The sequence below is a fragment of the Pseudomonas botevensis genome (assembly GCF_019145475.1).
Lineage (GTDB): Bacteria > Pseudomonadota > Gammaproteobacteria > Pseudomonadales > Pseudomonadaceae > Aquipseudomonas > Aquipseudomonas botevensis.
In genome coordinates, this window is the sequence record NZ_JAHTKI010000015.1 from 1 (window position 1) to 24,366 (window position 24,366).

A 24,366-nucleotide genomic window follows, 5' to 3' on the forward strand; every position below is an offset into this window, starting at 1 on the left:
CGCCCAACCCGCCCAGCAGCGGCACCACCGCGCTGCCGTCTTCGGCGACGGCCAGCACCGGCGGCTCGGCGCCCTTCTCCAGCAACAGCGGCGCCAGAGTGCGAATGACGATACCGGCCGCGCACAGGGCAATGATCGGTGTGTCCTGCTGATACAACTCACGCAGGGTCGTGCCGAATTCCTGGTAGATGCGGTCGGCGCCCTCGACCCGTCCGGCGAGGCCGTGGATCTGCGCGGCCGGATACACCTGCTGAATGCGCCGGGCAGTATTCAGGCTGCCCTGACCGAGGATGACGACGGCGGGAGTGGAATGGGTCATCAGCCTTGCCACCGTTCGCCGGGCACGATAATCAGCGAGAAGTACGGCGACGACATCGGCTCGACCTGATCCAGCGGCACGATCTTCTGGTTGGCCATGGTCGCGCGCTCGACATACAGCGCGCGCTCGGCCAGTCCCAGCTCTTCGAGCACCGCGCGGACTTTGGGGAAGTTGCGCCCCAGTTTCATGATCACCGCCGCGTCGGCATCCGCCAGGCGCCGCTTCAATTCTTCGTGAGGCAACACGCCGGACAGCACCGACAGGCTCTGATTGCGGTACACCAGCGGCGCTCCCAGCACCGAGGCGCCGCCCAGCATCGAGCACACCCCTGGCACCACTTCGGCTTCATAACGCGAGGCGAGGCGATCGTGCAGGTACATGTAGGAGCCGTAGAAGAACGGATCGCCTTCGCAGATCACCGCGACATCGCGCCCGGCATCCAGATGCACCGCCAACGCTTCAGCGGCCTCGTCGTAGAAGTCGCTGATCACTTGCTCATAGGACAGCGGGGCCGGCAGCGCTTCGGTGGTCACCGGGTATACCAGCGGCAACAGATTCTGGGCGTCCTGCAGATGCGCTTCGATGATGCCGAAGGCATTGCCCTTCTTGCCCTTGGCGACGAAGTACGCCACTACCGGCGATTCGCGCAACAGGCGCAGGGCCTTGACGGTAATCAGTTCCGGATCACCGGGGCCGACGCCCAGGCCAATCAAACGTCCTGGTTGCTGCATCATTCGATCTCCGTGGCGAGGGCATTGACGGCGGCGGCGGCCATGGCGCTGCCGCCGAGCCGGCCTTGCATGATCACAAACGGTACGCCGCGACTGTCCGCCGCCAGCGCGGCTTTCGATTCGGCCGCGCCGACGAAGCCTACCGGGAAGCCGAGAATCAGCGCCGGTTTCGGCGCGCCGGCGTCGAGCATTTCCAGCAGGTAGAACAACGCCGTCGGCGCGTTGCCGATCACCACCACGCTGCCTTCCAGGTGCGGTCGCCACAGCTCCAGGGCCACCGCCGAGCGGGTGTTGCCCAGCTCACGGGCCAGTTCCGGGACGCTGTCGTCACGCAGGGTACAGATCACCTGATTGTTCGCCGGCAGGCGCGCACGGGTGACGCCTTCGGAGACCATGCGCGCATCGCACAGGATCGGCGCACCAGCGGCCAGCGCATCGCGCCCGGCCTTGCCGGCCCCCTCGGAAAATTGCAGACCGTCGACAGACTCGACCATGCCGCAGGCGTGGATCACCCGCACCGCGAGTTTTTCCAGGTCGGCCGGGATGCGCGCCAGGTTGGCCTCGCTGCGAATGATCGCGAAGGAGTTGCGATAGATCTCCTGACCGTCGCGGATGTAATCAAGCATCAAGGGGGCTCCGTGAGCGGGCGACGAGCAAGGTCGCGGCCGCTTCGATAGTAAGGTTATGAGCGTGCAGCGCGCCGAAACCCGGCTGCGCGGCATCGCGAAAATAGACGTCGTAATGACCGGGGCTGACTGCCAGCAACGTCACCGGGGCACGGTGCGCGGCGGCGCAGGAACGCGGGCAGCCGGACAGATGCACATCGATGGCCTGCGGCAGCAGCGTCGCCAGAAGCCGCGCATCGCCCTTGGTGTCGGCCAGGCCTTTGCCGCAACCCACGGCGCCGGTGCAGGCGATCAGACGCGACAGCGGTTGGTCGGGGTCGCTCAGCAGGTTCAGTCGGGCGAGGCCGTGGAGGGCTTCGGCGGCATCGGCCGATTGCACGTTCGGCAGCAACAGGCTTTGCCAGGGGGTGAGACGCAGGCTGCCGTCGCCGAACTCACGGGCCAGTCGGGCCGCACCGCGCAGCATGTCCGGGTCGAGCCGCCCGAGCGGTGGCGCGGCGCCGACATAATTCGAACCGTGGATGTTTTGCGGGTGAATGCCGAGGTGCAAGGCGCTCACCATCGGCAGCCGTTGCCAGGCACCGACAGCGCGCACCGGCAGCCGCGCCCTGAGCAGATCGACAAACGCCGGCGTCGGTAACTCGTCGAGCAAATGGCGCATCCGCGTCTGCTCGGGGCGCGCCCGTTCGAGAAACACTTCCAGCACCGCAACCACCAGGGCGAGGCCGTTTTCCAGGGTCACGGCGCCCACCGGCCGATCCGTCGGGCATCCGGCCAACCCGAATGCCAGCAGGCTTTCGCCGTCGCACTCGAAGGCCGACAGCCACAGGTCGTGATGATGTTCGAGCATCGCCAGCGCTTCGCCGCCGTCCAGTTGCACGGCGAACTTGGCGCTCAACTCATGGAAGCGCGGATGGGTTTGCAGGGTGTCGAGGATGCGGGCGGCCAGCGGACGGGTGTCGAAACGCATCTGCCGGTCGATCCCGGCAGCGGGACTGAGCATCAGATTGCGCACGTCATCACCGGCGGCGGTGCGCGGGCCGAGACCGGCGGCGAGCAGGCTGTCGATCAGCGCCGCCGATTGCTCGCCGATCCCGCGAATCTGCAGGTTGGCTCGGTTGGTCGCCTCGATCGCGCCACCGGCAAAACGCTCGGCGGCCTCGGCCACCGCATCGGCCTGATCGGCGCTGATCGAACCGCCATCGAGCTTGATCCGGCAGATCCCGCCGTCCAGCGCCTGGACGATACGCAGCAACCCCGGACAGGCCGAGGGACGTAATGCGGTGGACATCGGGCGTTCGTTCAAGGGATGACCGGCTGACAGGCAGCGCCAGGGTAGGCGAAAGGTCGCCATTATGCCTGCTTTGCCCGAGTGCATGAAAACGCCTGTCGGTCGGATCGTGGCCCGGTCTGCCGGAATCCGTGCGGCGGACTGCTCTACAACTCGTAATCCGCGAAATTGAACGACAGGTTTTGCAGCGCTTTTTCCACGCCGGCCCGGCGCGCCTCCAGGACCCGGCGGCTGATCAGCACCCGCCGCGCGCGGATATCGAGCTGGTTCATCGCTTGCGAAACGTCCCAGAACAAGTAGCGGGTATTCAAACTCGACTTGATGAACCGCACATGGGTCACCACCAGTTCCATATCCCCGGCGGCGTTGTAGCTGACCGGCACAATCTTCAGGTCGAACGCCTTGCCGCTGATGCCCTTGGTCTTCTCCAGCAACTCGACCCGTTGCTCGAGGGTCGCCAGTCCCGATTCCACCCCCGCCACTTGCTCAGGTGCGAGCAGGTGCGTCGCCACCCTCATCCACGCCTGTTTCACGCTTCCCGAAAACTGCGGCTGGACGTACTCGACCGGCGGCTGGTCGCGGTTCCAGCCGTGGGACCAGAGGACGTCGGCGTAGTAATCGATCCAGCGCCCTGGCTGGGTTTCGCTGTTGTAGGTGCTGTCCGCCTGCTGCTTCGCCAGATAGGTGCAGTTCAGCGCGAAGCGGTAATCGTCCCTCGGCTGCCCTTGCAGGCCGGTGAGCAAAATATCGCCCACCAGGGTCGCCCGATGGCTGAGCACGGCTGTTCTTGCATTCATATCCATATGTCTTCCTGCCAATCCTGGCACTGGTTCAAGTTCATCCGCACCCTAGCAAAAACCTCGAACCCGACAACCGGCTTTCAACCACAGGAAGTTTCCCCGACCGACAACCGAGCAGCGCGGCGCAGCAGTCGGCGCGCTATCATGCCGCCTTTGCCCGCTAACAGATGATTGAGGAACAGCATGACGCCCTGGCTGACGGTGGTGGGAATCGGTGAAGACGGCTTCAAGGGCCTGGGCAAGCACGCCCGGCGTGCCCTGATGGGCGCGTCGCGGATCATCGGTGGTCAGCGTCAACTGGAGCTGCTGCCGGTGTGCATCCGAGGTGAGCGCCAGTTGTGGCCGAGTCCGTTTTCCCTGGCGCCGGTGCTGGAGCGGCGCGGCGAAGCGGTGTGCGTGCTGGCCAGCGGCGATCCGATGTTCTACGGCGTCGGCGCCAGCCTTGCGCGCCAGGTGCCAACTGCCGAGATGCTGATCCTGCCCGCGCCGTCGTCCTGTTCCCTGGCCGCCGCCCGCCTCGGCTGGCCGTTGCAGGATGTGGTGACGGTGTCGCTGGTCGCCCGCCCGTTGGCCGCCCTCAATGCCCAGTTGTTCAGCGGCGTCCGGCTGTTGTTGCTGAGCAACGATGGCGAGAGTCCGGCGGCGGTCGCCGGGTTGTTGCGCGAGCGCGGCTTCGGTGCGAGCCGGATCAGCGTGCTGGAACACCTGGGTGGCAGCGCCGAGCGCCGCATCGACGGCACCGCCGACGACTGGCGCGACGCGCCTTGCGCGGATCTCAACGTGATCGCCATCGAGTGCCTGGCCGACAGCAACACGCCGCGCCTGTCACGCCTCGCCGGCCTGCCGGACTCGGCGTTCCGCCACGACGGCCAACTGACCAAACGCGACGTGCGCGCAATCACCCTCGCCCGCCTCGCCCCGACACCCGGCGAACTGCTGTGGGACGTCGGCGCCGGCAGCGGTTCGATCGGCATCGAATGGATGCGCGCGCACCCGAGTTGCCGCGCCTTGGCCATCGAGGCCGATGACGGCCGCCAGCAACTGATCGAACACAACCGCGATGCGCTGGGCGTACCGGGCCTGCAACTGATTCGCGGCAGCGCACCGCAGGCGCTGGCCGGACTGGAGCGTCCGGACGCGATTTTCATTGGCGGCGGCGTGACCCGCGAAGGTGTACTCGACACCTGCTGGGCGCAGCTCAAGCCCGGTGGCCGACTGGTCGCCAACGCGGTGACCCTGCAAAGCGAAACCACCCTGATGCACTTTCGCGAACGCCACGGCGGCGAACTGACCCGCATCCATGTCGCTCAGGCCCAACCGCTGGGCGAGTTCGACACCTGGCGCCAGGCGCTGCCGATCACCCTGCTGGATCTGGTCAAACCCCGCGATGCGTGACGAAACCGCCGAACAACCCGCTCCCCTGCGCAGCGGCCTGACCACCGGCAGTTGCGCCACCGCCACCAGCCTCGCCGCCGCGCGCCTGCTGCTCGGCGGCGTCTCGGCCGACGCGGTGCAGATCACACTGCCAAAAGGCAAGCAGGTGCAGATGCGCCTGGAGTTCTGCCGGCTGAGCGACGATGGTGCCGAAGCCGGGACAATCAAGGATGCCGGCGACGACCCGGACGTGACCCACGGCGCCCTGTTGTTTTCGCGAGTGCGCTTGCAGGCCGAGCCGGGCATTCGCTTTTACGCCGGCCGGGGCGTGGGCACGGTGACCCGACCGGGCCTGGTGCTGAGCGTGGGCGAGCCGGCGATCAACCCGGTACCGCGCAAAATGATCAGCGATCACCTGAGCCTGCTCGCCGAAGAAACCGGTTATCGCGGCGGCTTCGAGGTCACGGTGAACGTCGAGGGCGGCGAAGCCTTGGCGCTAAAAACCATGAACCCGCGCCTGGGGATTCTCGGCGGCTTGTCGATCCTCGGCACCAGCGGCATCGTCCGGCCGTTTTCCTGCGCGGCGTACATCGCCTCGATCCATCAGGGCATCGACGTGGCGAAGACCAACGGCTACCTGCACATCGCCGCCTGCACCGGCAACGCCAGCGAAGACACCATGCGCCGGGTCTACGACCTGCCGGAAATCGCCCTGATCGAAATGGGCGACTTCGTCGGCGCGGTGCTCAAGCATCTGCGCAAAGTGCCTGTGGATAAACTCAGCCTGTGCGGCGGTTTCGGCAAGATCAGCAAACTGGCGGCCGGGCACATGGACCTGCACTCGCGGCATTCGAGCATCGACCTGCCGCAACTGGCCGAATGGGCCGCTGCGATCGGCGCCGACGAGGTGTTGCAGCAGGCCATTCGCGAGGCCAACACCAGTCAGCAGGCGTTGGCGATGGCCAGCGCGGCAGGGATTGCCCTGGGCGATGAGGTTTGCCGCCATGCACTGGAATTCGCCCGCAGCGTGGTGCCTGCGCAAGTGCAGGTCGAAGTGTTTGCGATTGATCGTCAGGGCGCCATCGTCGGCCATGCGGGAGCTTTTGCATGAAGCGAATTCTGCTGCTGGGCGGTGTGACTGAAGCACTGGCCATCGCGCGCACTTTGGGGCCGGAACACATTTACAGCCTGGCCGGGGTGGGACGGGTGCCGACCGATCTGACGTGCCAGGTGCGCGTCGGCGGCTACGGTGGTGCGGAAGGTCTGGCGCAGTTCATTCGCGACGAAGGCATCACACTTTTGCTCGACGCGACTCACCCCTACGCCGCACAGATCAGCCACAACGCCGCCACCGCCGCGCAACTCACCGGCATCCCCTGCTGGGCCCTGCGCCGCCCCGCGTGGCAACCGCAGCCGGGCGATGACTGGCGCGAAGTCGCCGATTGGGCCGAACTGATCACCGCCCTGGAACCCTTCCGCCGCCCCCTGTTCACCCTTGGCCGCGAACCGCTGCAACACCTGCACGAAATCCCTGCGCACCAGTTCTGGACCCTGCGCGCCCTCGACGTCTCCCCCGGCAACGAACGCTGCGAAGTCATCGGCGCCCGTGGACCTTTTCTGCTGAAGGATGAACGGGCGCTGTTCGAACGACGGCAGATCGACGTTCTGATCAGCAAGAACAGCGGCAGCACCGCGACCGAGCCGAAGCTGGAAGTGGCACGGGAGCTTGGGGTGCCGGTGATGGTGTTGAAGCGACCGGTGTTGGCGGGGGTTGATCGGGAGTTCATGAGTACGTCTGAAATCCTGGAAGCCCTCTCTACGTCAGATAATTCCTGATTTCTAGATAATCCTTGATTTGACCGGCAGACTTTCAGGAAGCAGCTGACTGTTCGCCCCTGCCACCTCACGCCAAGATTTCGGTTCCTTTAATCCACACAGATTTGCAGCGAGCAAATTCTTGAAGCGCACTGCTGCCCTCAAGAAAAATGCGGCTTGTCAGTCTGTATCCCAAGGAATACGATTTCGACATGATCGAATTTGAACGATCCCCTGCATTTGCCGATTGGCTCGACTCGATGAAAGACACCAATGGCAAAGCTCGCATCATCGCCAGAATTCGAGGTGCAGAGCATGGAAACATGGGTGATTGCGAATTCGTTGGCAGTGCCGTTTATGAAATGCGTGTTCACTACGGTCCCGGCTACAGGATGTACTTCACACGTAAAGGTGACGTGATTTATCTGCTACTGCTGGGGGGCGACAAGTCGACACAAAAACGAGATATCAAACGCGCCATCCGGATGGCGCAAAGCATCGGTAATGAGGAGTAAGTCATGACCGAAAAATTCACCCGCTTCGACGCTGCAGAGTTTCTTAAAACGCCGGAGGAAATGGCGGCTTACCTGGACGCCTGTTTTGACGAAGATGCTGGCGATGGCGTTCTCATCCGTGCAGCGCTTAATGACATTGCCCGCGCCCAAGGCATGACCCAGGTTGCACGAGATGCAGGTCTGGGCCGCGAAAGCCTTTATAAAGCGCTGAGCAGCACTGGCAATCCGGAATTCGCGACTATCATGAAAGTCATGAAGGCGCTGGGTTTGCGGTTGCATGCCGTAGCAGGCTGAATCCTCTGCGACACCAAACCGCACGACGCTTTTTTACTTATCGGCCCTGATCAGGCTAAATAGCCGCGCCTGATCGCCCACCCGACGGATCTGTCCCATGAACCGACACCGGCTTGCCATTGCCTGGATCGCCTGCTTTGCAGTGCTGTTCAACATGCTCGCCATGCCGTTGACGGGCGCGATGGCGCAAGCGGCGCAGTCGCCGACAGAGCAGTTGCTGTGGAGCAGTTTCTGCACCGGCAGCGGGACGAAGATGGTGGCGATCGACATCGGCAGCCTCGATCAGAAAGCCCCGCAAGGCGGTGACAATCATTCGACCATGCAGCATTGCTGGTGCTGTTCCGGGTCGGCGCCGGTGGTGGCATTGCCGGGGCATGCGCCGCAGCTGTATTTCGCCCAATACGAAAGCAATCGCAGCGTGGCGCCCGCCTTGCTGCAAACCCCGACCCCGCGCCAGCAATGGCCGAGCCTCAATCCCCGCGCTTCCCCTCTGGTTTGATTTGTTCCCGCATTTGACCTGCGTTTCAAATCGTTCTGGAGAACTGCCATGTTGAACAAACTCATCGTCCTGGCCGCGTTGCTGTTGCCTGCGTGCTTCGCCCATGCCCACGAATACAAGGCCGGCGAGCTGGAAATCGCCCACCCGTGGTCCCAGGAGCTGCCGCCCAACGCCCCGACTGTCGCGGCGTATTTCGTGATTCACAATGCCGGCAAGACCGCCGACCGTCTGCTCAGCGTCGATTCCCCCATCGCCCCCAAGGCTGAATTGCATGAGCATGTGATGCAGGGCGACCTGATGAAAATGCAGCAGGTGCCGAGCGTGGCGATCCCGGCGGGCGAGAACGTGACCTTCGCGCCGATGGCCTATCACGTGATGCTGCTCAACCCGACCGATCGCAGCCTGCTCAGCGACGGCAAGCGCTTCCCGCTGACGATGCACTTCGAGAAGGCCGGTGACGTGACTGTCGAAGTCGCCGTGCAGAAGAAGCCGCCAGAAGCCACGCAGGCCCACGCACACGCCCAGTAATCGCTGCGGCAGCCTGCGGCCATGCGCCCGCTCAGCGCCAGGACTTCCAGACAGCGTCGTCAGACTGAACACCTGACTCGCGGCAGCTGGATCGCCCTGTTCGCCATGTTGATGATCTTCATCGGCCCACTGATTTCTCAGTCGATGCCGATGGATCAACACGCCTCGATGTCCATGCCGATGAGCATGGAGATGTCGATGGACATGCCGGGCATGGACCACGGCGAGCACGCCGCACAACCGAGCGCCGAACACTGTCCGCCGACGTCCTCGCATCACGCGATGTGGGAAAAATGCGGTTATTGCAGCCTGCTGTTCAACTGCCCGGCACTGACCGGTGGTGGCACTTTCGCCGCGTTCAGTATCCCGCCGGTCAACACCTTCACCACTCCGTCCCCGCGCCTGGGCCATGCCCGGCAAACTTTCTTCCCCGGCGCCCGCACCCGCGCGCCCCCCGTCAACGCGTAACGACCAACACTTGATGGCACACGGTTGAGAAGACAGCTTCAGGCTGCCGGCCGTGTGGTTTACGACCGTTTGATGGAAATTGTCATGTCCAGGTTTACCGCTGTCCCACGCTTGAGCCCTGCCCAGGCGCCCTTTGCCCTGAACGAAACCCGCGTTCGTTGCAAGCACGCTACCGCCGTCCTTTGCGGCGTACTGCTGTCGCCACTGGTCCACGCCGACGATCACGCCGGCCACGCCGAAGAGCTGAGCCCGACGGTGATCACCGCCATCGCCCCGAGCTCGCCGCTGACCGTCGTCACCAATCCCAAGGAACCGCGCCAACCGGTGCCGGCCAGCGATGGCGGCGATTATCTGAAGACCATTCCCGGCTTCGCCCTGGTGCGCAACGGCGGCACCAACGGCGATCCGGTGCTGCGCGGCATGTTCGGTTCACGGCTGAACATCCTCACCAACGGCAGCATGATGCTCGGTGCCTGCCCCGGCCGGATGGACGCGCCGACCTCCTACATCTCGCCGGAAACCTACGACCAACTGACGGTGATCAAAGGTCCGCAAACCGTGCTCTACGGACCAGGCGCATCGGCAGGCACCATCCTGTTCGACCGCGAGCCGGAAAACTTCGGCGAACTCGGTACACGGGTGAACGCCAGCGTGCTGGCCGGCTCCCACGGGCGCTTCGACAAAGTGGTCGATGCCGCTGCCGGCGGCTCGCTGGGCTACGTGCGGGTGATCGGCAACACCGCGCATTCCGACGACTACCGCGACGGCAACAACGACATCGTTGCCTCGCGCTACGACAAGTGGAACGGCGATATCGCGGTCGGCTGGACACCGGATGCCGACACCCTGATCGAGTTGACCGCCGGCAAGGGCGACGGCGAAGCCCGCTACGCCGGACGCGGCATGGACGGTTCGCAGTTCCTGCGCGAAAGCCTCGGCCTGCGCTTCGAAAAATCCAACCTCAGCGATGTGCTGGAGAAGCTCGAAGCGCAGGTCTACTACAACTACGCCGACCATGTGATGGACAACTACACCCTGCGCACGCCGTCCGGCACCGGGATGATGGCCGGCCCCATGGCGTCCAACGTCGACCGCCGCACCCTCGGCGCGCGAGTCAAAGCCACCTGGCGCTGGGCCGATATCCAGTTGATCACCGGCCTCGACGCGCAGACCAACGAGCACCGTCAGCGCAGCGCCATGGGCATCGATACCTACAAGGATCTGCCCTACACCAAGGACGCGGACTTCCATAACTACGGGGTGTTCAGCGAACTGACCTGGTACGCCGCCGACCGCGACCGCTTGATCACCGGCGCCCGGGTCGACCGCGCTTCGGCCAGGGATTACCGCCAGCGCATCGGCTCGGGAATGATGTCGCGGCCCAATCCGACCGTCGACGACACCCGCGCCGATACCCTGCCCAGCGGCTTCGTGCGTTACGAGCATGACCTGGCCGACAGCCCGACCACCCTCTATGCCGGCCTCGGCCACGCGCAGCGCTTCCCGGACTACTGGGAACTGTTTTCCGCCAACAGCGGCCCGGTCGGTTCGGTCAATGCGTTCGACTCGATCAAGCCGGAAAAAACCACTCAGCTCGACTTCGGCGTGAACTACAAGAGCGCCGCTCTCGAAGCCTGGGCCTCGGGCTACATCGGCCAGGTACGTGACTACATCCTGTTCGACTACACCCCGGGAATGATGGGCACCACTTCTCGCGCCGAGAACATCGACGCGCGGATCATGGGCGGTGAACTCGGTGCCGCCTACAGACTCACCGACCACTGGAAAGCCGATGCGACCCTGGCCTACGCCTGGGGCAAGAACAGCAGCGACGGCAAGGCTCTGCCGCAGATGCCGCCGCTGGACGCACGTTTCGGCCTGACCTACAGCGAAGACAACTGGAGCGCCGGCGCCCTGTGGAGGGTGGTTGCCGCGCAAAACCGTATCGACCAGAACAAAGGCAACGTGGTCGGCAAGGACTACGACAAGAGTTCGGGCTTCGGCGTGTTCTCACTCAACGGTGCCTACCGGATCAACCAGCACTGGAAGGTCAGTACCGGCGTCGACAACCTGTTCGGCAAGGCTTATGCCGAACACCTGAACCTGGCGGGCAACGCCGGATTCGGCTACCCGGCCAACGACCCGCAAGCCATCAATGAGCCAGGGCGCACGCTCTGGACAAAAGTGGATATGAGCTTCTAGGGACAGTAAGGGCACCACCCCTCCCCAGTGGGAGGGGCGGTGTTCGACAAACAACTAAAAGATCCAAGCCAAGCGGAGCACACGTGATGAAACAGCCCAAACCGAATTTCTACAACCTGGCCTGGCGTTGGCATTTTTATGCCGGATTATTCGTCGCGCCGTTCATGGTGATGCTGGCCCTGACCGGCATCATTTATCTGTTCAAGCCGCAGCTCGATTCGCTGATGTACAGCAGCCTGCTCAACGTCCCCGCCGGGCATCACACGGTGCCGGCCGACGACCTCCTGCAGCGGGTGAAAAGCGCTTATCCACAGGGTCAGGTCAGCCAGTACCTGCCGCCGGTGAACGCCGAACGCAGCGCGCAATTCGTGGTGAAGAATGCCGGCCACGAACTGAACGTGTTCGTCGACCCCTACCACGGCGACATCCTCGGCGAGCAGGATGCCAAACAGAACCTGCAAGCCCTTGCCCGGGCAATCCATGGCGAGTTGATGATCGGCACCGTCGGTGACCGGCTGATCGAAATGGCCGCCGGTTGGGGCGTGGTGCTGGTGGTGTCAGGGGTTTTCCTGTGGTGGCCACGGGGCCAGGCGGCGGGAATTCTCTGGCCGCGCCTGAATCGCCGCGGTCGCGTGCTGTGGCGTGACCTGCACGCGGTCACCGGGTTCTGGGGCGCCGCGTTGCTGTTGGTGATGTTGCTCAGCGGTATGACCTGGACCGGGTTCTGGGGCAAGCAATACGCCCAGGTGTGGAACGTGTTCCCGGCGGCCATGTGGGACAACGTGCCGACCTCCGACGTCGAGGCCCGCAGCCTCAACAGCGCCACGCGCCAGACCGTGCCGTGGGCCATGGAAAACACGCCGATGCCGATGTCCGGCGACCACGCCGAACACATGGCCCACGGCGGCATGGACCACGGCCCCGCCGCACCGACCATCAGCCTGCAGGACGTGCAGAACATCGCGATTCAGCGCCAGGTCGAGCCGGGCTACAGCATTACCCTGCCGACCACCGCCACCGGCGTGTTCACCATCGCGGTATTCGCCGACGATCCGCGCAACGACGCCACCCTGCATGTCGACCAGTACACCGGCAAGGTCTTGGCCGATGTGCGTTTCGAGCAATACGGCGCCGTCGCCCGCGCCACGGAAATCGGCGTGATGCTCCACGAAGGCAAGATGTTCGGAACCTTCAACCAAATCGTTGTGTTGCTGATCTGCCTGATGATTCTGCTCAGCGCCGTCAGTGGCGTGGTGATCTGGTGGAAGCGCCGGCCACAGGGCAAATTCGGCGTGCCGCCACTGCGTCATGACTTGCCGAAGTGGAAAACCGGGGTGGCGATCATGCTCGCTCTGGCGGTGGTGTTTCCGCTGGTGGGGGCGTCGCTGGTGGTGGTCTGGCTGCTGGATCGGCTGCTGCTCGCGCGCCTGGCCGGCCAAACTGAATCCGCCTCATCTTCATCATGAAACAGGCGAGATGCGTGATTTAGACAGCTCTTTAAACTGCCGGGGCTTAAACCCCGGTCATTTTTAGTGTTACTATATAACACTAATTGACCGCCCTGCCCGCCGTCGAAAACGGCGGGTTTTCTTTTGCAGAAGCGATTTACCGTCTCCGATGAACAAGTACCTCTTGTCCAGTCTCTGCCTGTTCGCGCTGAACAATAGCGCCCACGCCGACAACGCCCCGCTGACACTGCCCACCGGCACCATCACCGCGCCGGCCATTGACGATGAAACCGTCAGCCTGACCACGCCGACCAGCGCCGGCTCGCGCCTGAACCTCACGGCCATGGAAACCCCGGCCAGTGTCGAAAGCCTGAGCGGCGAGCAGGTCCGCGCCCGTGGCGACCGCAGCGTGCAGGACGCGGTGTCACGCAGCACCGGCATCAGCCGCACCGGTACGCCGGGCGACGGCGGCACGTCGCTGCAGGCGCGCGGTTTCACCGGGCAGAGTTCGGTGATGCAGTTGTATGACGGCAATCGTATGTATACCGGCATGGGCACCGTGACGTTCCCGGTCGATACCTGGTCGGTGGAGCGCGTTGACGTCCTGCGCGGCCCGGCCTCGGTGCTGTACGGCGAAGGCGCGACCGGCGCGGTGGTCAACGTGATCCCGAAGAAACCGTTCGAAGGCGAAATCGAAAACCACCTGCGCGTCGGTTACGGCTCGTTCGACAGCCAGCAACAGGCGTTCGACAGCGGCGGCTCGCTGAGCGACACCCTGAGCTATCGCCTGAACCTCAATCGCCTGCGCAGCAACGGCTGGGTCGATCGCGGCGACTCTTCCAGCGACTTCATCAGTGCCGCCCTACACTGGCAGGCCAGCGACGATCTGAGCTTCACCCTGGCCCACGACTACGGCGACCAGCGCCCGCAAAACTACTTCGGCACGCCGCTGATCAACGGGCAATTGAAGGACAGCCTGCGCAACAAGAACTACAACGTGCGCGACGACAAGCAGCACTACAACGATCAATGGACACGCCTGACCAGCGACTGGCAGATCAACGACGCGGTCAGCGCCAGCAATGAGCTGTATTACCTCAAGGCCCAGCGCCGCTGGCAGAACGCCGAGAACTACAACTTCGACAGCGCCAGCCAGCAACTCAGCCGCAGCGGTTACTTCGGCATCGGCCACCGGCAGGAACAAGTCGGCGACCGCCAGACGTTCACCTTCAGGCATTCGCTGTTCGGCCTCGACAGCCAGACCGTGACCGGCATCGACTACAACCGCATCCGCTTCCAGCTCAACAGCAATTCACCGTTCAACGACCTGTTGCCAAACGGTCAGCCGGTGGATCTGTATCACCCGCAACCGGGTTATTTCGAGAGCGCCAATCCGTATCGCGACCAGTTCGACAGCACCACCAAACAGATGTCGGCGTTCGCCGAAAACCGTACACAACTGAGCGAGCGCTGGTCGCTGGTGACCGGTGTGCGCCGCGACTACGTGCATGTCGATCGCAACAATCTGGTGGATGGCAGCCAGAGCGACAAGACCCTGACCGGCAACAACTGGAAGACCGGGCTGGTGTTTGCGCTGACCCCGCAGACCTCGTTCTACGGCCAGATCGCGACCAGCACCGACGGCATCGGCGGGTTGATTTCCCTCAGTCCGGGCCAGCAGCAATACGACTTGTCCACCGCCCGGCAAACCGAGATCGGCATGAAGCAGCTGTTCTGGGATCAGCGCGGAGAATTCACCCTGGCGGCGTATCGCATCGTGAAAAAGAAGCTGCTGACCGACGATCCGGGCAACCCGACACTCAAGCAGCAGGTCGGCCAGCAATCGTCCAACGGACTGGAAGCCAGCCTCGATCTGCAACTGCCACAGGCCTGGCAACTGCAAGCCAACGCCGCGATCGTCAAGGCCAAATACGACGACTTCGAAGAAGTGGTGGGCGGCGTGCCGGTGTCGCGCAACGGCAATCGTCCGGTGGACGTGCCGCGTCGGACCGCCAACCTGTGGCTGAGCAAGGCGCTGAGCGATGACTTGAAGGCGGGTGCCGGGGTGCGTTATGTCGACGCGCGTTATGCCGACATGGCCAACCGCAACGAACTGCCGAGCTACACCGTGGTCGATGCGACGCTGTCATGGAAAGCCCTGCGCAACACGACGCTGGGGTTGCAGGTGAACAACCTGTTTGACCGCCAGTATGCGCAGAGCCAGTACAACGAGGGACAGCAGTGGATTCTTGGCGAGCCGCGCTCGTTTTTCGTCACGGCCGACTACACCTTTTGATCCATGGACGCCTCGCCCTCACCCCCTCGGGGGGTGAGGGCTGGGCGGGCGGAGTTCCGATGAGGGGCGAGTGATCCCACTGACACCCCAAAAAACCCAATCCCACCAACCACCGGAACCCAATGACCACCCTGACCCTCGACACCCTCGCCTGGACCCCATTGGGCCACGACCACGGCCACTGCCATCACCAGTTCCAGCTGCGTGACGCCTCGCTGCACGTGGCCGCCGAAGAGTTTGTCGGGCTGATCGGTCCCAACGGCAGCGGCAAGACCAGCCTGCTGCGCTGCGCCTACCGTTTCAGCCGACCGGAACACGGCGAAGTCCGTTTCGATCATCACAACGTCTGGAAGCAATCCTCGCGCTGGTGCGCGCAACGCATCGCCGTGGTCTTGCAGGAATTTCCCGACGCCTTCGGCCTGACCGTCGAAGAAGTGGTCGCCATGGGGCGCACACCGCACAAAGGCCTGTTCGACGGCGACACCCATGAAGACCGCCGCCTCGCCACCCAGGCCCTTCAATCCGTCGGCCTGCAAGGCTTCGAAGACCACGCCTTCGCCACCCTCTCCGGCGGTGAAAAACAGCGCGTCATCCTCGCCCGCGCCCTGACCCAGCAACCGCAACTGCTGATCCTCGACGAGCCGACCAACCACCTCGACCCGCGCTATCAACTGGAGCTGTTGCAGTTGGTCAGGCAGCTGAAGATCGGCACCCTGGCGAGCATTCACGACCTGAACCTCGCCGCCGCTTTCTGTGATCGGCTGTATGTGATCGACCACGGCCGCATCGTCGCCAGCGGCACTCCACGGCAAGTGCTCACCGTCGAGTTGCTGCGCGAGGTCTTCGGCGTCGAGGCGCTGATCGACACCCACCCGCTTCACGACTACCCGCGAATCACCTGGATAACCCGACCATGACCGTACGCTCCCTGCTGTGCGTCGCCCTCTTGCTGTGCAGTGCCCAGGCCTTGGCCGAAGCCACGAAATACCCGCTGACCGTGCAAAGCTGCAACCGTGAGGTAACGTTCAGCGAAGCGCCGAAACACGCGGTCAGCCACGACATCAACATGACGCAGATGATGCTCGCCCTCGGCCTCAAGCCGCGCATGGCCGGCTACAGCGGGGTCAGTGGCTGGAAGTCGGTGACGCCGGACATGCAATCGCTGCTCGACGGCCTGCCGGAGCTGGCGGCGAAATACCCGTCGGTGGAAACCCTGCTCAATGCCAACGTCGATTTCTTCTTTGCCGGCTGGGATTACGGCATGCGCGTCGGCGGCGACCTCACCCCGCAGACCCTGCAACCGCTGGGCATCAATGTCTATGAGCTGACTGAATCCTGCGCCTTCGTGATGAAGCGTCCGGCCGCAACTCTGGAAGACACCTACAACGACCTGCGCAACCTCGGCAAAATCTTCGACGTGCAGGATCGCGCCAACGCCCTGATCGCCGACATGCAGAACCAGGTCGCCGAGATCCGCAAAGACCTGCCGGCGCAACCGCCCCGGGTGTTCCTCTACGACAGCGGCGAAGACCGCGCCATGACCTCCGGCCGCCTCGGCATGCCCCAGGCACTGATCGACGCCGCTGGCGGGCGCAACATCCTCGATGACATCGAAGCGAGCTGGACCCGGGTCAACTGGGAAACCGTAGTCGAACGCAATCCGCAGGTGATCGTGATCGTCGACTACAGCGAAATCACCGCCGAGCAGAAGATCCGCTTTCTGCTCGACAACAAGGCCCTGCAATCGGTGGACGCGATCAAGAACCAGCGCTTCATCGTCATCCCCTACGTGCAGGCCACGCCGGGGATCGACAACGTGCTCGCAGTGGAAACCCTGGCCAAAGGGTTCCACGGCGAATGATCAATCGTCGCTATGCCTGGCTGCTGCTCGCCCTCGGTGCGGTGCTGCTGGTGTCGTGCGTGGTGTCCCTGGGTTTCGGCCCGGCGCGGGTGCCGGTGGACGTGGTGTGGCGGATTCTGCTGCACAAGCTGTTCGGTTTCGGCGAAGTGAACTGGAGCGCCGGCCAGGAACACATCGTCTGGCTGATCCGCGTGCCGCGCATGCTGCTCGGTGCGCTGGTGGGTGCCGGGCTGGCGCTGATCGGTGCGGTGCTGCAAGCGGTGACGCGTAATCCGCTGGCCGACCCGCACCTGCTCGGCGTCACCTCGGGCGCGACCCTGGGGGCGGTGATCGTGGTGCTGCATGTGGGGGAAATCGTCGGCTTGCTGACCCTGCCGATTGCCGCGTTCATCGGCGCGTTGCTGAGCATGCTGCTGGTTCTGGGCATCGCCAATCGTCAGGGCCGGCTCGACAGTGATCGGCTGCTGTTGTGCGGCGTGGCGGTGTCGTTCGTGATGATGGCGATCGCCAACCTGCTGCTGTTCATGGGCGACCACCGTGCCAGCTCTGCCGTGATGTTCTGGATGCTCGGCGGCCTCGGGCTAGCGCGCTGGGAACTGCTGACGGTGCCGGCCCTGAGCGTGTTGCTCGGGCTGGTGCTGCTGCTGGGCATGGCGCGCCCGCTGAACGGGTTGATGGCGGGCGAACAGACCGCCGTGACCCTTGGCCTGAACGCCCGCACGGTGCGCTTGCGGGTATTCGTGATCGCCTCGCTCATGACCGGCGTGCTGGTGTCGATCAGCGGCTCCATCGGTTTTGTCGGGCTGATGGTGCCGCACATCGCCAGGCGCCTGATCGGTGCCGAACACCGGCGTCTGCTGCCGGTGTGCGTGCTGCTCGGCAGCGTGTTCCTGGTGTGGGTCGACGTTGCCGCGCGCACCCTGATCGCCCCCGAGGATCTGCCGATCGGCGTGGCCACGGCCGCCCTCGGCGGGCTGTTTTTCATCGGCCTGATGCGCAGGAAATAACCCGCAGGGTGATGCGTCTCAGGTGTCGGATGGCCGGCGACTCATCTCCTGCAAACGCTTTGTCGTGAGCCGGCCGCGCGGATACCAGAAGCGGTCCGGCTCAAGAATCTGCAAGCGTCCGGTGAGAATCAGGACATCAAGCACCTCGGCCAGTCTGGAACGGGTGACGCCGTTTTCCACGGCCGTCCAGTCGTCGAGCAACACCTGCGCTTCGCGATCCAGGTAGCTGGGGCTGTGCGCGAGCAACGCGCCGTTGCGCGGCGTCAAGTAGTAGCGGGCGTCAGCGACCCGGGCGGTACTGAGCAGCGCGTTGAAGGCACGGATTTCGTCGTGATCCACGAAGTTGCGATACAGCATTTCCTCAAACCGACTGCTGAACCGTTGCGGATTGTCATCCAGTTTCCAGGCCTGCTGTACACCCATCACCCTGTAGCCCGCCGGGTATCTTTTCGCCGTACCGGAATAGCTGGGATACATCACACCCATGAACAGGCGACGATGGGCCGGGGTGTCGTCACGCAGCCCGACCGGCACCGTCGGACCGCTGTCATCCAACGGTTCGGTGGCGACAAAATTGCCGTTGCCGTCGCGCAGAATCGCCCCCAGCCAGGCCTTGTCACGGGCATGGCGTACCCGCCGCCACATCCACCGCGCGGCATCGTCCGCATGGGAATACACCGGCCCGAGTGCCAGGCGTTCATCGTCGGAGACGGTGCTTTGCTCGACCTTGCCAGGACTCCAGTCCGATCCCACACGCCCCAGCGTCGCCCAGGTCGCACTGGACACCAACACACTCAACTGACCGGCGCGCGCCACCTTGCGAATGTAATCAGCAGGATTGCCATCGCCTTGCAGCGTCTTCACGTAAGCCGTCAGTGCGGCATGGGTCTGCAAATCACTGTCCCAGGCTGCGGCCTCGTACTTGAGCAAGGCGCCATCGGCGCATGACAGGTACAACGCCTGGAACGGTACCTCCACGGACGCGATCTGCACCGCTGACAAGGCTGCCACGAGCACCGACGGCGGCACAAAACTGCGAAACACTTCGTTGCTCGGCAACTCATCCGGTTGCCGTGCCGGTGCGCAGAGATAAAGGCCCTGCACCGAGTATCGGGTCGGCAACTGGCCCGAACGAAAAATCCGCCCGTGGGGAAACTTCAGGTCATCCGCCGTGACCGGCAGGCTGGCGAACGAATGGCCCGGGCGCGACGATTTCAGAACCAGGCCAAACGCCCATTGCCCGCGCCCTCCGGCGTGCTGATGGGCATGACGCACCGCATCGTCGCTGTGACAGAACGCCGGGCTCAACGCCCGGTCCGCCGTGGCGAAACGCACCGATTGCGGCGCCAGATAACCCTGAGCCTGCGGCAGCCAGCCACCGCCGAGTCTGCCCGCCGGCCCCCATAGGTTGCTGCTCTGCACCACCTGCAACACCCCGACCTTGAGCAGTTGATTGACCAGTTCGGTGGGGGTGCCCGCACCACTGCGGATCCGTCGTTCGATCAGATTGCTCCACGGATCGTGAGGCGCATCGGTGGAAGGCGTGAGCTGGCCTTCGAGCAACGCCAGACGTGCCGCCCTCTGGATTTTCTGCGAGGTATTGAGCAGATCGCTGTCATCGTTCTGCTGGGTGAAGCACAGCATCGAGCCCTGCGCGCCGAGCAGGTATTCGTGAGTCCAGAGATGACCCGACGCCAGCGCCGTGGCCAACACCTCGGTGGAAAAGAAATCGCTGTAGGTCTGTCGTTCCAGCCCGGAGATCAGGAACGGCAACGCGCTCGCCACCCGACTGCGATAACGGGCGACGATCTTACAACCCGGCGCCAGCAGATCCGCCGCGACGTCCTCGTCCGGCAGAATCCGCTTCGGATCGAAGTCCTCACTTTCCACCGGCAACGGCTCGGTGACGACAAACAGACCATCCGTGCGTTTGAGCACCAGCCCGCCGTGGGTCTGGTCGCGATCCACGCCAAGCATGCTCTGGACATGCCGCACGGCATCGGCCTGACAGGTGAATGCCGGACTCAGGGCGCGCCGGGTAAAACCTGCATAGGGCTTCCAGTCGGTGGTCAACCTGACAGGCCCCGCCTCCCCCCAGCAGTCACTGCCGACCACCACGCTCAACCAGCATCGGGCGATCACACGATCGACAAAGGCCTTGGCCAACAACGCTCCGCTGCTCAGCAGCGAATGCACGTCCTCGGCCACTCCCGACGGCAGCATCCGTGCATCGAACAGCGTCGTCGAGTTGGGTGAGCGGTATTTCAGCAGCGCGCGATCCAGGGTCGACAGGTAAACCGGCAGGCCGACTTTTTCGTCCTTTGCTCGCAAGCGACGGGCCTGGAAAAAGCCCTCGTACAAATCCTTCGAGGAAATGAAATGCCGGCCGAGCCATTGCTCGCTTGGGGGCAGCTTTGTCGGCAGCCATTGCCGGGCGTAGAACAGGCCGAACAGCTTGAATGACGCGGGGTACAGGAATTCACCGGCGTCATCGCTCTTGAACAGATTCCCCAGGGTGAAGAGTGGCAGCTCGTCACTGGCCGGCCGCGTTTCGCTGACGACGTATTCCTCCTTGTCCGCATGCTTGAGAACAACGCCGAAACAGGTCTGATCCGGGCCACAGCGGCGTACCCGTTGATGGGCGTCGCGCGCCGCCGCATCGGCGTCCGCGAACACCGCGCCGAACGCCACCGGTTCAGACAGTTCGGCACTCTGCGATGCGGGAAAGGCGCTCCAGTATTCGGGCACCATGCCCCGTGCGCCCCATAACCCACTGGCGATCACCACCCGTAAACCACCGGCGTCGGCCAACTGCTTGACGAGATCCGCCGGCAGCATGGCGCCCCTCGCCAGATCCTGCGCCAGGCGACTGCCTTTGGCCTCGGGTGCGACTTGCGCGCGCAAGGCATTTTCCGCCGCCGAGCCGCTGACGTCGTAGGCGATCAAGGCATCTTCGGCGGCGCAGAGCCAGGCCGTCGTCGCGTGCTGGCGATTGCCGAGGATGGCGTGCAGGTCTGCGTCGGAGAAAATTTGTGCGTCGATGCTCGCCTGCTCGCGGCTCCAGCCGTGCCGGGCCATTCTTTGCGGATCGTACTGCGAGAGCGCCAGGCGCGAGGCATACACACCGCGCAGCCGATGATCCTCAGGCAGGATCGGCTTGCCGGAAGCGTCATCGGGATAGACGTAGCCGGGGGCAAAGCGGCCCGACTCGCCGACGACCCACGGCTCGCTGACGACAAAGCGCCCGTCCTGGCGCTCCATGACATAACCGCAGAACTCGTAGTCGCGCTGCTTGCCGATCCGTTCGTGAGCATAGCGAACCGCATCGTCCGCCGTGAGAAACGCCGGGCTCAGCGCCGGTTTTGGATAACGGCCATAGGGTTGCCAGGCGAGGCCGACATCCCCCTCGACGTCCCACAACCGGCCCGCCCGCACCACCGACAGCGCACCGGCCGCCGCCGCCCGCCGGACAAACGCTTCCGGCGTCAGGGTGCCGGCCGCCAGCTCGGCCTGATCACCGTTGTCCGACACCCGTCCATGGGGATTGACGGCGTACAACTGGTTTTCCTTCTCCGAACCGGAAAACGTATAACGCAGCTGCGCGCCATCGCGGGTACTGAGGTACAGCGCCAGCCCCGGCGTCTCGCGCACCCGCGCGGTGCCGATGGCCGCTGCGAAATCGCTTGCCGAGACAAAGTTTTCGTACAACCACTTTTGCCTGGACGTCTCGCGGCTGTCCGGCGCCGGCTGATAACACAAAGCATGGATCCCATAGCCATCGGGCAGCCTGGGCTTGCCCGCCTCGTCGACGGTAAAGACATGCAGCGGCGAAAACAGCGGCAGCGACACCTGCGCCGGATCGTTGCTCAGCGGTTCACTGACCACGTACTCATCGGCCGTGAGACTTTTGAGAATGAATGCGAGCTGCCTGACGCCGGGTTTCGCCTGCATCTGATCGTGAACCCATTGCGCCGCCGTGCCGGGATCCTGAAACACCCAGCTGAAACCGGGCGTCACTGGCGTCGCCGGGGTGAACGGCTCAAAAGCCACCCACGAGCCGGGCACCTTGCCTCGGGACGCCTTCCACACCGGGCTGGAAATGACGATGTTCAACTCGCCCAGGGTGACGAGCTTCTTGACCATCTGCATTCCGGTGCCGTCGAAGCCGTCGAGGGTTGCGACAAAGCGCCCGTCGTTTACCGCGCTGGTCAGAAACGCGCCGAAATTGCGCTCGTCCTGCGAACCGCTGCCGACGTACTTGACCAGAGAACCATCGGGGCCTGAGTTGTACAGCGTGGTGACCCAGTCCCGGCTGGAAGCGATTGCCGCCAGACTGGCAAAACTCGGCAGGCTGGCGAGCAGGGAAATACGATCATCCGACCAGTCGGGATGCTTGGTCTTCAGGGTCTGGCGCGGATCTTTCAACATCTTGTAGAGCGCCACGTAGCGATAGCCCGGCAGCTCGACGGGCTTGTCCGATACGCCCCCGGCAAACGGCAGGTTCCAGTCTTTCGCCCACGCCTTGGCGGTGGTCGATGCCGTCGCGAAGTACTTGCCGTCGCTGCGCTGCAACAGGTAGCCCAATTGTTCGGCGTCGCGCGACTTGTCATGGCGAAAGTGGGCGTAACGCGCCGCGTCGTCGGCGGTCACGAACGCCGGACTCAGCGAGCGATGGATTCGCTCGAACGGTCGCCAGCCCGCTCCGACCGGCCCGGCCTTGTCCCACACGGCACCGGTTTGCACCACCTCGAGCCGGCCGGCTGCAGCGACCTGCAAGACAAACTCGAAAGGACTCAGCGTGCCGTCCTGCAAGGCCTTCTGCAGCTTGCCTCGGGAGGCCATCAGTTTCGTTTCGGCGGCGGAGCCGGAGCAGGTGTAACTCAGCAGAGCCTTGTCCGGCGTGCGGGTGTAGACCGTGAGCGAGCGCTCGGGGTCCAGCAGGTAAGTATCCTTGCGCGACTGAGTAATGGCCGCCGCCAGATGAACCGGGGAAAAGAAGTTGCGGTACAGCCACTCCTGCTTGGCGGGCACCTGCGCCGCTTTCGTCTGGGCCAGATAAAAGATGCCGTCCAGCCGCAGTTCCGGCCGCAGACTCGGCCCGCCCGTTTCGTGCCGGGGAAAGTCGTTGAGCGGCGATACCAGCGTGGATGGATTGCGCCAGGGGAAGGTGCCGACGTACTCATCCTTGTCCAGCACCTTGAAGACAAAACCGCTGAAGCCGAAACCGACGTTCAGCGTATCGACACTCATGATCGCCTCGACCACGCTGCTTGCCTGATCATAAATCGGCGTACAGAACGGCGGCTCCGTGGGCTCTGTCAGTTTGTTCACCGGCTCATGCATGGCCCATTCAGCGTCGAACTGCCCTCGGCGCGATCCCCAGACTCCGCGAGTGTTGTAGACCAGGCTCAGTGCCCCCGCCTGTGCCAGCTCCTCTATCGGTGCTTCGAAAAAGGTGAACGGCCCCTCAGGGCGGCCGTTCCTGATTTTTTCCGCGAGCAGATCCTCGGCGGCAGATCCGCTGGGCATGTACCTGAACAGGCTGCCTTCGCTGCCAGACAGGTAAAACGCCGGCACGAACTCACGATTGCGGATCATGAACAGCTTGTCGCGCTCGGTGAAGAAACTGACGATGACCTCGATCTGCTCGTCGGTGAACGCCGGGTTGGCCGCTTTCAGCTCGGCGCCCCCATTGGGGTGCGAGCGATAAAGGGCATGGCACTTGAACCCCTCGGGGTGGAGAAAATGGCCTTGGGCATCCACTGCCAACAGCCTTTTGAAGTCGAAGCGATCACCTTTGGCGGCAAGCGGCTCGGTCGCCACGAAACGCCCGTCCTCGCGCAGCAGAATCATCCCGCCGTATTCCCTGTCGCGCTTGTTGCCGATCAGCTCATGGGCAAAACGCGCGGCGTCGTCCGCACTGATATGTGGCTTGCTGTAGAACAACGAATCAATGCTCACCTCGGGCGAACGCCGGGGGCGATCCGAAAAATTATCCATAACGTATTCATCCGTGAATGTAGAAAATCCTGGTGACGTCCCCGCAAAGCCTTGGGGAAATCGCACAGGCCATGATCGACATTCGCCATCCACGGCAGCGGTACATATGTATTGACCGGAAAAATTCGACGCGGCACCACATCGGCGCATGACCCGCACATGGCGGCGGATTCAGCGCCAACCTGGTGCGACCGGCGTCGATTCCTGCGCTTTTCGCCCCCGCAACAACGCCCTTTCAGTCGTGGGCACAACCCTTGCTAAAGCTGCTTCAGCGTTCGTATCTGCCCATCAT

Annotated in this window: 19 protein-coding genes and 1 pseudogene; 14 read left to right on the top strand and 6 right to left on the bottom strand. The window is 63.8% G+C overall.

What is annotated here, in order from left to right; genetic code table 11:
* The 5 genes and pseudogenes from KVQ74_RS18750 to KVQ74_RS18770 form a co-directional block, all read right to left on the bottom strand.
* Positions 1 to 319: pseudogene (locus KVQ74_RS18750) on the bottom strand (precorrin-3B C(17)-methyltransferase); the annotation flags it as partial.
* Positions 319 to 1,050 carry a precorrin-2 C(20)-methyltransferase gene (locus tag KVQ74_RS18755; RefSeq protein ID WP_217832759.1) on the bottom strand — a complete coding sequence of 244 codons (732 nt, stop codon included), beginning with the start codon at positions 1,048 to 1,050 and terminating at the stop codon, positions 319 to 321. The gene KVQ74_RS18755 and the pseudogene KVQ74_RS18750, both read right to left, overlap by 1 nt.
* Positions 1,050 to 1,676 (bottom strand): precorrin-8X methylmutase, encoded by a 627-nt coding sequence (locus KVQ74_RS18760; protein ID WP_217832659.1) that lies wholly within the window; start codon positions 1,674 to 1,676, stop codon positions 1,050 to 1,052. The genes KVQ74_RS18755 and KVQ74_RS18760 overlap by 1 nt, the downstream gene beginning before the upstream one ends.
* A complete protein-coding gene (cobG, locus tag KVQ74_RS18765) occupies positions 1,669 to 2,967 on the bottom strand; it encodes a precorrin-3B synthase (RefSeq protein ID WP_225930089.1) in 1,299 nt (432 codons plus the stop codon). Before cobG ends, KVQ74_RS18760 begins: the two co-directional genes overlap by 8 nt.
* Before the next feature lie 146 nt (positions 2,968 to 3,113).
* Positions 3,114 to 3,764, bottom strand: a complete 651-nt coding sequence (locus KVQ74_RS18770) for a hypothetical protein (protein ID WP_225930090.1) — start codon at positions 3,762 to 3,764, stop codon at positions 3,114 to 3,116.
* A 186-nt stretch (positions 3,765 to 3,950) separates the two neighbouring features.
* Here KVQ74_RS18770 and cbiE point away from each other — a divergent pair, with 186 nt between their 5' ends.
* From cbiE to KVQ74_RS18840, 14 genes are all read left to right on the top strand, one after another.
* Positions 3,951 to 5,162 (top strand): precorrin-6y C5,15-methyltransferase (decarboxylating) subunit CbiE, encoded by a 1,212-nt coding sequence (gene cbiE / locus KVQ74_RS18775; RefSeq protein WP_217832662.1) that lies wholly within the window; start codon positions 3,951 to 3,953, stop codon positions 5,160 to 5,162.
* A complete protein-coding gene (locus KVQ74_RS18780) occupies positions 5,155 to 6,252 on the top strand; it encodes a cobalt-precorrin-5B (C(1))-methyltransferase (RefSeq protein ID WP_217832663.1) in 1,098 nt (365 codons plus the stop codon). The genes cbiE and KVQ74_RS18780 overlap by 8 nt, the downstream gene beginning before the upstream one ends.
* Entirely contained in the window at positions 6,249 to 6,977 is a 729-nt protein-coding gene (locus KVQ74_RS18785) for a cobalt-precorrin-6A reductase (protein WP_217832664.1), read from the top strand. Before KVQ74_RS18780 ends, KVQ74_RS18785 begins: the two co-directional genes overlap by 4 nt.
* A gap of 191 nt (positions 6,978 to 7,168) precedes the next feature.
* Positions 7,169 to 7,471: a type II toxin-antitoxin system RelE/ParE family toxin gene (locus tag KVQ74_RS18790; RefSeq protein ID WP_102620223.1), complete on the top strand. Its 303-nt coding sequence runs from the start codon at positions 7,169 to 7,171 to the stop codon at positions 7,469 to 7,471.
* A 3-nt stretch (positions 7,472 to 7,474) separates the two neighbouring features.
* Complete coding sequence (locus tag KVQ74_RS18795) at positions 7,475 to 7,765, top strand: addiction module antidote protein (protein ID WP_085609233.1); 291 nt, start codon at positions 7,475 to 7,477, stop codon at positions 7,763 to 7,765.
* 97 nt (positions 7,766 to 7,862) lie between these two features.
* Positions 7,863 to 8,264, top strand: coding sequence for a DUF2946 domain-containing protein (locus KVQ74_RS18800; protein WP_217832665.1), 402 nt, complete (start codon positions 7,863 to 7,865; stop codon positions 8,262 to 8,264).
* Positions 8,265 to 8,312: 48 nt separating this feature from the next.
* Entirely contained in the window at positions 8,313 to 8,792 is a 480-nt protein-coding gene (locus KVQ74_RS18805) for a copper chaperone PCu(A)C (RefSeq protein WP_217832666.1), read from the top strand.
* A gap of 21 nt (positions 8,793 to 8,813) precedes the next feature.
* Entirely contained in the window at positions 8,814 to 9,260 is a 447-nt protein-coding gene (locus tag KVQ74_RS18810; protein ID WP_217832667.1) for a DUF2946 domain-containing protein, read from the top strand.
* Between the two features lie 84 nt (positions 9,261 to 9,344).
* On the top strand, positions 9,345 to 11,462 hold the full coding sequence (locus tag KVQ74_RS18815) for a TonB-dependent copper receptor (RefSeq protein WP_217832668.1): 2,118 nt from the start codon (positions 9,345 to 9,347) through the stop codon (positions 11,460 to 11,462).
* Between the two features lie 86 nt (positions 11,463 to 11,548).
* Positions 11,549 to 12,928: a PepSY-associated TM helix domain-containing protein gene (locus tag KVQ74_RS18820; RefSeq protein ID WP_217832669.1), complete on the top strand. Its 1,380-nt coding sequence runs from the start codon at positions 11,549 to 11,551 to the stop codon at positions 12,926 to 12,928.
* A gap of 151 nt (positions 12,929 to 13,079) precedes the next feature.
* Entirely contained in the window at positions 13,080 to 15,206 is a 2,127-nt protein-coding gene (locus KVQ74_RS18825; protein ID WP_217832670.1) for a TonB-dependent receptor, read from the top strand.
* Positions 15,207 to 15,328: 122 nt separating this feature from the next.
* Positions 15,329 to 16,123, top strand: a complete 795-nt coding sequence (locus tag KVQ74_RS18830) for an ABC transporter ATP-binding protein (protein ID WP_217832671.1) — start codon at positions 15,329 to 15,331, stop codon at positions 16,121 to 16,123.
* Positions 16,120 to 17,067: an ABC transporter substrate-binding protein gene (locus tag KVQ74_RS18835; protein WP_217832672.1), complete on the top strand. Its 948-nt coding sequence runs from the start codon at positions 16,120 to 16,122 to the stop codon at positions 17,065 to 17,067. The genes KVQ74_RS18830 and KVQ74_RS18835 overlap by 4 nt, the downstream gene beginning before the upstream one ends.
* Positions 17,064 to 18,074, top strand: a complete 1,011-nt coding sequence (locus KVQ74_RS18840; protein WP_217832673.1) for a FecCD family ABC transporter permease — start codon at positions 17,064 to 17,066, stop codon at positions 18,072 to 18,074. The genes KVQ74_RS18835 and KVQ74_RS18840 overlap by 4 nt, the downstream gene beginning before the upstream one ends.
* A gap of 18 nt (positions 18,075 to 18,092) precedes the next feature.
* Here KVQ74_RS18840 and KVQ74_RS18845 read toward each other — a convergent pair whose 3' ends face one another.
* Positions 18,093 to 24,074, bottom strand: a complete 5,982-nt coding sequence (locus tag KVQ74_RS18845; RefSeq protein ID WP_217832674.1) for a DUF4329 domain-containing protein — start codon at positions 24,072 to 24,074, stop codon at positions 18,093 to 18,095.
* Between the last annotated feature and the right edge of the window lie 292 nt (positions 24,075 to 24,366).

Excerpts from the sequence above, each read along its gene's own strand:
- KVQ74_RS18845 (WP_217832674.1), bottom strand. The coding sequence starts at position 24,074 with ATGGATAATTTTTCGGATCGCCCCCGGCGTTCGCCCGAGGTGAGCATT.
- KVQ74_RS18780 (WP_217832663.1), top strand. The coding sequence starts at position 5,155 with ATGCGTGACGAAACCGCCGAACAACCCGCTCCCCTGCGCAGCGGCCTG.
- KVQ74_RS18785 (WP_217832664.1), top strand. The coding sequence starts at position 6,249 with ATGAAGCGAATTCTGCTGCTGGGCGGTGTGACTGAAGCACTGGCCATC.
- cbiE (WP_217832662.1), top strand. The coding sequence starts at position 3,951 with ATGACGCCCTGGCTGACGGTGGTGGGAATCGGTGAAGACGGCTTCAAG.
- KVQ74_RS18840 (WP_217832673.1), top strand. The coding sequence starts at position 17,064 with ATGATCAATCGTCGCTATGCCTGGCTGCTGCTCGCCCTCGGTGCGGTG.
- KVQ74_RS18835 (WP_217832672.1), top strand. The coding sequence starts at position 16,120 with ATGACCGTACGCTCCCTGCTGTGCGTCGCCCTCTTGCTGTGCAGTGCC.
- KVQ74_RS18825 (WP_217832670.1), top strand. The coding sequence starts at position 13,080 with ATGAACAAGTACCTCTTGTCCAGTCTCTGCCTGTTCGCGCTGAACAAT.
- cobG (WP_225930089.1), bottom strand. The coding sequence starts at position 2,967 with ATGTCCACCGCATTACGTCCCTCGGCCTGTCCGGGGTTGCTGCGTATC.
- KVQ74_RS18820 (WP_217832669.1), top strand. The coding sequence starts at position 11,549 with ATGAAACAGCCCAAACCGAATTTCTACAACCTGGCCTGGCGTTGGCAT.
- KVQ74_RS18790 (WP_102620223.1), top strand. The coding sequence starts at position 7,169 with ATGATCGAATTTGAACGATCCCCTGCATTTGCCGATTGGCTCGACTCG.
- KVQ74_RS18830 (WP_217832671.1), top strand. The coding sequence starts at position 15,329 with ATGACCACCCTGACCCTCGACACCCTCGCCTGGACCCCATTGGGCCAC.
- KVQ74_RS18770 (WP_225930090.1), bottom strand. The coding sequence starts at position 3,764 with ATGAATGCAAGAACAGCCGTGCTCAGCCATCGGGCGACCCTGGTGGGC.
- KVQ74_RS18805 (WP_217832666.1), top strand. The coding sequence starts at position 8,313 with ATGTTGAACAAACTCATCGTCCTGGCCGCGTTGCTGTTGCCTGCGTGC.
- KVQ74_RS18755 (WP_217832759.1), bottom strand. The coding sequence starts at position 1,050 with ATGCAGCAACCAGGACGTTTGATTGGCCTGGGCGTCGGCCCCGGTGAT.
- KVQ74_RS18800 (WP_217832665.1), top strand. The coding sequence starts at position 7,863 with ATGAACCGACACCGGCTTGCCATTGCCTGGATCGCCTGCTTTGCAGTG.
- KVQ74_RS18815 (WP_217832668.1), top strand. The coding sequence starts at position 9,345 with ATGTCCAGGTTTACCGCTGTCCCACGCTTGAGCCCTGCCCAGGCGCCC.
- KVQ74_RS18795 (WP_085609233.1), top strand. The coding sequence starts at position 7,475 with ATGACCGAAAAATTCACCCGCTTCGACGCTGCAGAGTTTCTTAAAACG.
- KVQ74_RS18810 (WP_217832667.1), top strand. The coding sequence starts at position 8,814 with ATGCGCCCGCTCAGCGCCAGGACTTCCAGACAGCGTCGTCAGACTGAA.
- KVQ74_RS18760 (WP_217832659.1), bottom strand. The coding sequence starts at position 1,676 with ATGCTTGATTACATCCGCGACGGTCAGGAGATCTATCGCAACTCCTTC.